This is a genomic window from Streptomyces sp. NPDC005962, from assembly GCF_040629205.1.
In the GTDB taxonomy this organism is placed as follows: Bacteria; Actinomycetota; Actinomycetes; order Streptomycetales; family Streptomycetaceae; genus Streptomyces.
Genome location: NZ_JBEXVE010000043.1, coordinates 74,933 through 83,298 on the forward strand (window position 1 = coordinate 74,933; position 8,366 = coordinate 83,298).

Below are 8,366 nucleotides of genomic sequence, written 5' to 3' on the forward strand. Positions count from 1 at the left end.
TTTCGCCCACCCATCAGCCGTGGCCGGTCTGGTGCGGGGCGGCGCGGCGGATGGCGCGGCCTGCCAGGGTGGCCGTGTGGTGGCCGTCCTCGATGACGAAGCGGCCGTCGATGAGGCTGTTTCCGCTGCGCATGCCGCCCTCAATGGCGACCGGCCCGCATGGCCCACCGTGGTTCTTGCTGGTAAATTCAATCAGGTTCTCAAGCGAGATTTTGCTGACACCCGACAGGCTGCCGAATATGATTCTCGCTTGAGGGAGATGATCGTGCATGAGTAGCGAAGGTCTGGACGGTGGCCAGGTCGGCGAAGTTACCACGTTCGTGGACATCGAGGCGCCGCCCCCGGTGGAACTGCCTACCGCTCATCTCATCTTCGGAACCAATCAGGCTCAACCCGTTGAGATCGCGGCCGAACGGTACCATCAGGGGCTGGCTCCGCTCATCATCGCGACTGGCGGTATCAACCGCCACAACCGCATTGTGGAAGCCAGGGAGTTCCGCAGGCTTCTCATTGAGCGCGGGGTGCCCGATGTCGTCATTCGCTGCGAGGATCAATCCGTTAATACATGGAAGAACGTGGAGCTTGCTCTTCCGTATCTGCGGGAAGCATTGGAATCCGGATTGAGGATCACGGCCATCGGCAAGTGGTACCACCGTCGCACACTCCATTCCCTTGCGACGCTACTCCCCGAGATCGGCCCTTTTCACGCCATCTCATGGGAGCCGATTTACGCGGATAGGCCGGTCACGCGCACCGATTGGCCTGTCCATTCGGAGGGCAGGCCAAGGGTGATGCGGGAATGGGAAGAAGTGTCCCGCCGAGTCGGCGATGGAAGCTTCCGTGATGCAGATCGCATTGACGGCGCATGGCGCTGCTGAACCAAGGACGTGATGTCACGGATCGCCGTGGCCGGTGTCGAGGACGCGTAGCGGCATCTGCGGGCTTCGTGGAGGCGGAGCTGGGCGGTCGGGGGCGCGAGGCGACCGGCTCAGACGACGGAAACGGTGATCAGTACCGGCTCGGCCGTACCGCCGTCGCGGAGGGCGTCGGCGAAGACCTCCGCCGTCCAGGCGGCGACATCCGGGGACCATTCGCGGGCCCCGCACCGGAAGGCCAGGGCCTGCCGCATCCCCTCGGCCTGCACCTCTCCGGCCAGGGGCCGCGCCAGCCCCGCGTCCGCGCCGGGGGCGTCGGACGTCTCGATGCTCATCCGCTCGTACACCCGCGCCCGCGCCCCCTCGCACACCTCGGTCGCCCGGCCGGACAGCCCGGCCGAGGGCCGCGCCGACACCGTCACCGCGAGCTGTGCCGCGCCGTCCGGGTCGGCGAGGGCGAACCAGTCGGCCACGGTGGCCAGTTCGGCGCGGACGTCCGCCGTGCCGTGAAGCGGTACGAGCGCGTGCAGACCGGTCAGGCGTACGGCGCCGACGCGGCGCAGCGCGTCGGTGAGGACGGTGACCACGGGCAGCAGCGGCAGCCGCCGCCCGCGCGCCCGCGCCGGGAGGCGGGCCTGCAGCCAGGCCAGCTCGCGCACCCGGCCGTCCTGGGCCCAGTCGCCACCGGCGTCGTTGTGCTCCCAGAGTTCCGCGTTGGCCGCCGCTGCCCGGCCGAGCAGAGTCGAGCTGAAGCCGTACGCGGTGGCCCGCTTGGTGGCCAGGCTGAAGACGTCCTCGTCGAGGTCGTATTCGGCGCTCGCGCGCTCGAACCAGGGATGCCGGTCCAGGGTTCCGTGCAGCCCCACGATGAGCGTGGGGTCGTTGGCGGCCCCGCGACCGGCATCCCTCATGTCGTCACTCCTCGGTGGCTCAGAGGCCGCAGCGAACCGTCACGGCCTTGGTGACCGCCTTCTCCGGCGAGTCGCTGACGCCAATGATGTCCACGTCGATCAGGCTGCGCCACTGCCGCTTCTGCGCGTTCGCGCAGGTCTTGCGCACGTTGGCCCGACGCGAGCTGCCGCCGCCCGACTTGACGTTCTTCTGGCCCTTCGCCACCGAACGCCACTTGCCGTTGCTCTTCTTCATCTGGAGCCAGATGGTCACCTTGGCCTTGGTCCCCGCCCCGCTGACCTTGATCCACCAACCGTGCGCGGACGCGGTCCGCGGCGGTGTGCTGGAGACGTGGACGCGGTCACCGTTGGTGATGTACGTACCGACCGCGGACGGCGCCGACTGCCCGGACGGCGCGGCCATCGCCGGTGTGGCCGTCACGCCTCCGGCTATGAGTGCGGCCGACGCGGCCGATACCAGAAAAGTGCGCATGCGCATGGATTTACACCCCGTTATTCCCCGTTGGTGTGCGATCTGACGGGTTGTCGTCGCACGAGGGGAAGGTTACTGGCGAGTCACGAGGTGGACAACGGATTTAGTGGGGCAGGAAGTTGCCATGCCCCCGCAGATGAAGCTGACAGCGATAACGCTCGACTGTGCCGATCCCGAAGCGCTGGCCGCGTTCTATCAGCGGGCGACCGGACTTGAACCGCACCCCGCGAGCGACCGGGACTTCGCCGCCCTCACCCAGCAGGGCGGGCCCGTCATCGGCTTCCAGCGGGTCGACGACTACCGGCCCCCGCTCTGGCCTGCCCAGACCGTGCCCCAGCAGTTCCACCTCGACTTCGAGGTCGACAACCTCGACGACGCCGAGGCCGAGCTGCTGGAGCTGGGTGCGGCGAAGCCGGAGGGCCAACCGGGCGGAGCCAGGTGGCGGGTCCTCACCGACCCGGCCGGGCATCCCTTCTGCCTGACCAGGCCACGCTGAGGCCGACTCAATTCTGGCGCGGGGCGACGCGGCGTACGGTGCGGCCTGCCAGGGTGGTCGTGCGGTGGCCGTCCTCGATGACGAAGCGGCCGTCGATGAGGACGTGGGGGATGCCCGTCGGGAGGGTGCGGGGGGTTGCGAAGGTGGAGCCCGCCGCGACCGTGTCCGGGTCGAAGAGGACGAGGTCGGCGCGGTAGCCCTCGCGGATCAGGCCTCGGTCGGGGAGGCGGAGGCGGGCGGCGGGGCGGCCGGTGAGGTGGGCCACGCACTCCTCCAGGGGCAGGACGCCCAGGTCGCGGACGTAGCGGCCGAGGTACTGGGGGAAGGTGCCATACGCCCGGGGGTGGGGCTTGGCGCCGTGCAGGATGCCGTCGCTGCCGCCCGTGTGGACGGGGTGCTTCATGATCGCCTGGACGTTCTCCTCGTGGCCCACGTGCTGCAGGATCGTCGAGCCGAGCCGGTCGTCGAGGAGCAGGCGGCGGGCGGTGGTCCACGGCTCCTCGCCGTGTTCGCGGGCGCTCGCGGCGACCGTTTTGCCGATGTAGCCGTTCAGGGACGGGTCGCTCACGCCGGAGATCTCGATCGCGTCCCACTCGATCGGCACGTCGTGGCAGCCGTCCGCGCCCTCGACCTCCATGACGTGGCGGATGCGCGCGGCCTCCGTGTCGTTCCGGAGCCGGGCGAGGATCGCGTCGGGTCCGCCCTCGGCGGCCCAGCTGGGCAGCATGGCGGCGAGGGTGGTGCAGCCGGGGAGGTAGGGGTAGGTGTCGAGGGTGATGTCGGCGCCGTCGGCGAGCGCGGTGTCGAGCAGGGTGAGGAGCTCGGGGGCGCGGCCCTTGTTGACGCCGAAGTTCATGGTGGCGTGGGCGAGGTGGAGGGCGCAGCCCGCCTCGCGGGAGAGGGCCACCATCTCCTCGTACGCGCGCAGGGCGCCCGCGCCGTAGGAGCGGTGGTGCGGGCAGTAGTAGCCGCCGTACGCCGCCACGACCCGGCACAGCTCGGTGAGTTCGGAGTCGGTGGCGTACATGCCGGGGGTGTAGGTGAGGCCGGAGGACAGGCCTACGGCGCCCTGTTCGAGGCCGTCGGCGACGAGGTCCTTCATCCGGGAGATCTCGGCGGGCGTGGCGTCGCGGTCCTCCCAGCCGAGGGCGAGCATGCGGACGGTGCCCTGGGGGACGAGGTACGCGGCGTTGACGGCGATTCCCTGGCCGTCGAAGCCGTGGTCGAGGCGGTCCAGGTACTCGCCGACGGTGCGCCAGGTGAAGTCGATGTCGGAGCCGTCGCCGTTCCAGCCGGTGATGGCGGTACGGATCTGGGCGAGCGTGCGGTCGTCGACGGGCGCGTACGACAGGCCGTCCTGGCCGATGACTTCGAGGGTGACGCCCTGGGCGGCCTTCGCGGAGTGGTCGGGGTCGCGGAGCAGCGCGAGGTCGCTGTGCGCGTGCATGTCGATGAAGCCGGGGGAGAGGGCGAGGCCGTCGGCGTCCACGGTGCGGCGGGCGCCGGGGCGCGGACCGCCGCCCTCGCGGACGACGGCGGCGATGCGGCCGCCGTCCACGGCCACGTCGGCCCGGTAGGCGGCGGCGCCGGTGCCGTCGATGACGCGTGCGTCGCGGATGACGAGGTCCATCGTCCCCTTGCCTCTCTCACGGCTGTGGGCAGGTGCTGCCGTTGGGTTAGAAGAACGTGCGGATGTAGTCCGTGACCGTGCCGTCCGCCTCCGCCAGGGGGATCAGCTGCCACTTGTCGAAGCTGGTGCAGGGGTGGGAGAGGCCGAGGGCGACCCAGTCGCCGACTTCCAGTTCCGCGCCCTCGGCGACCGTGACCCAGGCGTGCTGGTCGGAGAGGCCGGTGACGACGAGGCCGTGGGCGGGGCGGACGGAGCCGTCGCGGGCGGAGCGGACGAGCTGCGGTTCGGGCAGGTGGAGGTCGTACGCGGCGTCCCGCTTGCCCGCGTTGAGGAAGGCCTGGCCGGGTTCGGGGCTGGAGACGACCTGGGCCCAGAGGCGGAAGGCGGGGTGCAGCTCGCCCTCCTCCGGGACGCGGTTGAAGGGGGTGATGTGCCGGTAGTGGCCGTCGTCGTGGGAGACGTACGCGCCCGAGCGGAGCAGCTTCAGCACGGGCCGGGAGAGCGCGGGCAGTTCGGCGAAGACGTCGGCGACCGCGTCGAACCAGGCGCTGCCGCCCGCGCTGACCACCACCTCGTCGACGCCGTCGAAGCGGCCCGCGGCGTCGAAGTCGGCGGCGAGTGCGGTGAGGCGGCGCAGCCAGGCCCGTACCCGTTCGCCGTCGGCCTTCGGTACTTCGCCCTCGTAGCCCGCGACGCCGACCAGCCGCAGCGTCCCGGTGGCGGCGACCGCGTCGGCGACCTTGGCGCACTCGGCCTCGGTGCGGACCCCGGTGCGCGCGCCCTCGCCCGCGCCCAGCTCGACCACGACGTCGACGGGCCGCCCGGCCCCGGCCCGGCGCAGGGCCTCGTCCATGAGTTCGACGCCGCGTACGGAGTCGACGTAGGCGACGAAGCGGAAGCCGGGGTCGGCGTCGAGTTCGGCGGCCAGCCACTCCAGGGCGGCGGCGTCGACGACCTCGTTGGCGAGGAAGATCCGCTGGATGCCGAAGGCGCGGTAGATCCGCACGTGGGAGGGGACGGCGGCGGTGATGCCCCAGGCGCCGTGGGCGAGCTGGCGCTCGAAGAGCTGCGGGGCCATGGAGGTTTTGCCGTGCGGGGCGAAGGCCAGGCCGTGGGCGGTGGAGTAGCGCTCCATGGCGAGGAGGTTGTGCTCCAGGGCCTCGGCGGACAGCACGAGTACGGGAGTGGTGAAGCCACCGGTGAACAGGGAGCGGCGTTCGGCGGCCAGCTCACCCACGGTGCGGCCGCCGGCGCTCGGCGGCAGCCCCTTGAAGCGGTGGTCGACACGCTCCTGCGCGAGCTGGGCGACGGCGGGGTGCGCGTCGGAGTGCGCGGCGGCGCGCTCGCGGTGGTCGGTGGCCATGGAGGAGCCTCCCGTACATTTCTGGTTGCATTCTCTGCAACGTCCATTGCGTATAACGCTTAGCGCTGTTTAACATCCCGCCAAGCAACCGGTCAACGGTGTGTGCCATACCCCCACCCGCGAGGAGCGAGACCCATCGTGCGCCCAGTCCCGAATGTCGACGTCGTGTGCCTCGGCGAGTCGATGGTGACGTTCGTGCCGTCCCGGCCGGGCCGCCTCGCGGACGTGCCCGCCTTCGCGCGGGGGATCGGCGGCGCCGAGTCCAACGTGGCGTGCGGACTGGCGGGCGCGGGGCACAGCGTGCGATGGCTCAGCCGGGTCGGCACCGACGGCTTCGGCGACCATCTGCTGACGGAGATCGCGGCGAGGGGGGTGGACGTCGGCCGCGTCCAGCGCGACCCGCGCCGCCCCACCGGCATCTACTTCCGCACGGCGGGCGAGCGGGCCGTGGGGTCCGAGCCGTCCACGGACGAGGCCGAGTCGTCCGCGGAAGAGGCCGAGCCGTCCACGGAAGACGATGGCGAGCAGCCGCTCGCCGAAGTGGTCTACTACCGGGCCGGATCGGCCGCCGCGGCCATGTCCCCGGCGCTCATGCCGCGGATGCAGACCTGGTCGGGCCGGGTGCTCCACCTCACCGGCATCACCCCGGCCCTCTCGCCCGACTGCCTCGCCCTGATGCGCGAGCTGACCACCCGGGCCCCCGGCCGCCCCCTGGTCTCCTTCGACCTCAACTACCGCGTGTCGCTCTGGGAGGACCGGGCCCCGGACGAAGGCCCGTCCGTGCTGCTCGACCTCGCCCGCGGCTGCGACCTGGTCTTCGTCGGCGAGGACGAGGCGGCGGCCGCCTGGGGCATACGCGGCGGCGCGGACGCGATCCGTGAGGCCCTGCCCGAGCCGGAGGTGCTGGTCGTCAAGCAGGGCAGCGACGGGGCCACCGCGTACGCGCGGGGGGCGGACGGAGCCGACACCGTCACCTTCGCGCCCGCCCTGCGCGTGGACGTCGTCGCCCCGGTCGGCGCGGGCGACGCCTTCGCCGCGGGCTTCCTCTCCGGCACCCTGCGCGACCTGCCCGTCGCGCAGCGGCTGCGCCACGGCCATCTGATGGCGGCCGCCGCCCTCACCGTCCCCGGCGACCTCGGCACCCCGCCCCCGCGCGCGTACGCCGACCGGCTGGTGACCCTGGACGCCGCCGAGTGGGGCACACTGCGATGCGGCCCCGGCTGGGCGAACCCGGCGGGAACGGGGTCCGATACCGCGGTGGTGGAGGTAACCGACCCATGAGCCAGACCGTCGACCGAGCGCTGAGCATCCTGCCCCTGCTGGCGGAGGGACCCGCCAACCTGGAGCAGGTCGCCTCGCGGCTGGGCGTGCACAAGTCGACCGCACTGCGGCTGCTGCGCACGCTGCACGAGCACGGCATGGTCTACCGCCAGCGGGACCAGCGCTACCGGCTCGGCGCCCGCCTCTTCGCGCTCGCCCAGGAGGCGGTGGAGAACCTGGACGTACGGGAGATCGCCCACCCCCATCTGGTCGCGCTCAACGAGCGGTGCGGACACACCGTGCACCTCGCGGTGTACGAGGAGAACGAGGTCCTCTACATCGACAAGGTGGAGAGCCGCTACCCGGTGCGGATGTACTCGCGGATCGGCAAACCCGTCGCGATCACGGTCGCCGCCGTCGCCAAGCTGCTGCTGGCCGACCTGCCGGAGCCCGAGCGGCGGACGCTGGCCGAACGGCTCCCGTACCCGGCGTACACGGCCCGCTCCACCCCGAACGCGACCGCGTTCCTGAGGGAGCTGGAGACCGTACGGGGACAGGGCTGGGCCACCGACCTCGGCGGCCACGAGGAGTCGATCAACTGCGTCGGGGCGCCGATCCGGGGTGCGGACGGCCGCGTCGTCGCCGCGTGCTCGGTGTCGGCGCCGAACGTCGTCGTCACCGCGGACGAACTCCTCACCCTGCTGCCCGCGGTGCGCCGCACCGCCGACGACATCAGCCGGGAGTACTCGGGCGGCGCCCCGGCCCGGCCGCCCGGTGGCGCGTCCGACGGGCCGTCCGGTGGAGCGTCCAGTGGACAAGGAACACCCGAAGCACCGCCTGAAGTTACCCCCGGTGCACGACCGCAAGTAACACCCGAGAAGAGAGCCGAGGAACCCTCCTCATGACCGAGCAGCCGCAGAAGACCGCGATCACCCCGGCCACCCACACCGCCCCGCCCGCCAAGTTCTCGCACGGCGTCAAGAAGGGCAACATCCTCCAGGTCGCCGGTCAGGTCGGCTTCGGCCCCGCGGTCCCCGGCCAGGCCCCCGCCCCGGTCGGGCCGTCCCTGCGCGAGCAGACCCTGCAGACCCTGCGCAACGTGCAGTCCGTGCTGGAGGCGGGCGAGGCGAGCTACGAGGACGTGGTGATGATCCGCGTCTACCTCACCGACACCGGCCACTTCGCCGAGTTCAACGAGATCTACAACGAGTTCTTCGCGGACCTCAAGGAGGTCCCGGCGGCCCGTACGACGATCTACGTCGGCCTCCCCGCCGGGCTGCTCGTCGAGATCGACGCGCTCGCCGTCACCGGCTGAGCGCCCCTCAAGAACTTCCGGGCGCGGGCGGGGTCTCGAACCCC

At 71.6% G+C, this 8,366-nt stretch carries 10 protein-coding genes; 5 read left to right on the forward strand and 5 right to left on the reverse strand.

Translation table 11 applies throughout. The annotated features are described in order from the left end of the window. Positions 1-13 precede the first annotated feature (13 nt). Entirely contained in the window at positions 14-271 is a 258-nt protein-coding gene (locus tag ABZ370_RS41020) for a hypothetical protein (RefSeq protein ID WP_358632642.1), read from the reverse strand. On the opposite strand from ABZ370_RS41020, the gene ABZ370_RS41025 reads away from it, so the two are divergent. Then, positions 270-878 (forward strand): YdcF family protein, encoded by a 609-nt coding sequence (locus ABZ370_RS41025; protein WP_358632645.1) that lies wholly within the window; start codon positions 270-272, stop codon positions 876-878. The genes ABZ370_RS41020 and ABZ370_RS41025 overlap by 2 nt on opposite strands. A 110-nt stretch (positions 879-988) precedes the next feature. Here the strand turns inward: ABZ370_RS41025 and ABZ370_RS41030 are convergent, their stop codons facing one another. Together ABZ370_RS41030 and ABZ370_RS41035 are read right to left on the reverse strand one after the other, a co-directional pair. Further along, on the reverse strand, positions 989-1,786 hold the full coding sequence (locus ABZ370_RS41030) for a hypothetical protein (RefSeq protein ID WP_358632647.1): 798 nt from the start codon (positions 1,784-1,786) through the stop codon (positions 989-991). A 19-nt stretch (positions 1,787-1,805) separates the two neighbouring features. Next, on the reverse strand, positions 1,806-2,258 hold the full coding sequence (locus ABZ370_RS41035; RefSeq protein ID WP_358632650.1) for a hypothetical protein: 453 nt from the start codon (positions 2,256-2,258) through the stop codon (positions 1,806-1,808). A gap of 124 nt (positions 2,259-2,382) precedes the next feature. On the opposite strand from ABZ370_RS41035, the gene ABZ370_RS41040 reads away from it, so the two are divergent. Then, positions 2,383-2,754 (forward strand): VOC family protein, encoded by a 372-nt coding sequence (locus ABZ370_RS41040; protein WP_358632653.1) that lies wholly within the window; start codon positions 2,383-2,385, stop codon positions 2,752-2,754. 7 nt (positions 2,755-2,761) lie between these two features. Here ABZ370_RS41040 and ABZ370_RS41045 read toward each other — a convergent pair whose 3' ends face one another. Continuing rightward, a complete protein-coding gene (locus ABZ370_RS41045; protein ID WP_358632656.1) occupies positions 2,762-4,384 on the reverse strand; it encodes a D-aminoacylase in 1,623 nt (540 codons plus the stop codon). 46 nt (positions 4,385-4,430) lie between these two features. Further along, positions 4,431-5,747 carry an amino acid deaminase gene (locus tag ABZ370_RS41050; RefSeq protein WP_358632659.1) on the reverse strand — a complete coding sequence of 439 codons (1,317 nt, stop codon included), beginning with the start codon at positions 5,745-5,747 and terminating at the stop codon, positions 4,431-4,433. 138 nt (positions 5,748-5,885) lie between these two features. Between ABZ370_RS41050 and ABZ370_RS41055 the strand changes: the two genes are divergently transcribed. The 3 genes from ABZ370_RS41055 to ABZ370_RS41065 are packed head-to-tail and all read left to right on the forward strand — an operon-like array spanning position 5,886 to position 8,322. Continuing rightward, positions 5,886-7,028, forward strand: a complete 1,143-nt coding sequence (locus ABZ370_RS41055; RefSeq protein WP_358632661.1) for a sugar kinase — start codon at positions 5,886-5,888, stop codon at positions 7,026-7,028. Next, entirely contained in the window at positions 7,025-7,912 is an 888-nt protein-coding gene (locus tag ABZ370_RS41060) for an IclR family transcriptional regulator (protein ID WP_358632664.1), read from the forward strand. The genes ABZ370_RS41055 and ABZ370_RS41060 overlap by 4 nt, the downstream gene beginning before the upstream one ends. Continuing rightward, a complete protein-coding gene (locus tag ABZ370_RS41065) occupies positions 7,909-8,322 on the forward strand; it encodes a RidA family protein (RefSeq protein ID WP_358632667.1) in 414 nt (137 codons plus the stop codon). The genes ABZ370_RS41060 and ABZ370_RS41065 overlap by 4 nt, the downstream gene beginning before the upstream one ends. Positions 8,323-8,366: the final 44 nt, after the last annotated feature.

What these genes read in the sequence shown, in the direction of transcription:
- ABZ370_RS41025 (WP_358632645.1), top strand. Translation starts at nt 270, where the DNA reads ATGAGTAGCGAAGGTCTGGACGGTGGCCAGGTCGGCGAAGTTACCACG.
- ABZ370_RS41020 (WP_358632642.1), bottom strand. Translation starts at nt 271, where the DNA reads ATGCACGATCATCTCCCTCAAGCGAGAATCATATTCGGCAGCCTGTCG.
- ABZ370_RS41030 (WP_358632647.1), bottom strand. Translation starts at nt 1,786, where the DNA reads ATGAGGGATGCCGGTCGCGGGGCCGCCAACGACCCCACGCTCATCGTG.
- ABZ370_RS41035 (WP_358632650.1), bottom strand. Translation starts at nt 2,258, where the DNA reads ATGCGCACTTTTCTGGTATCGGCCGCGTCGGCCGCACTCATAGCCGGA.
- ABZ370_RS41040 (WP_358632653.1), top strand. Translation starts at nt 2,383, where the DNA reads ATGCCCCCGCAGATGAAGCTGACAGCGATAACGCTCGACTGTGCCGAT.
- ABZ370_RS41045 (WP_358632656.1), bottom strand. Translation starts at nt 4,384, where the DNA reads ATGGACCTCGTCATCCGCGACGCACGCGTCATCGACGGCACCGGCGCC.
- ABZ370_RS41050 (WP_358632659.1), bottom strand. Translation starts at nt 5,747, where the DNA reads ATGGCCACCGACCACCGCGAGCGCGCCGCCGCGCACTCCGACGCGCAC.
- ABZ370_RS41060 (WP_358632664.1), top strand. Translation starts at nt 7,025, where the DNA reads ATGAGCCAGACCGTCGACCGAGCGCTGAGCATCCTGCCCCTGCTGGCG.
- ABZ370_RS41065 (WP_358632667.1), top strand. Translation starts at nt 7,909, where the DNA reads ATGACCGAGCAGCCGCAGAAGACCGCGATCACCCCGGCCACCCACACC.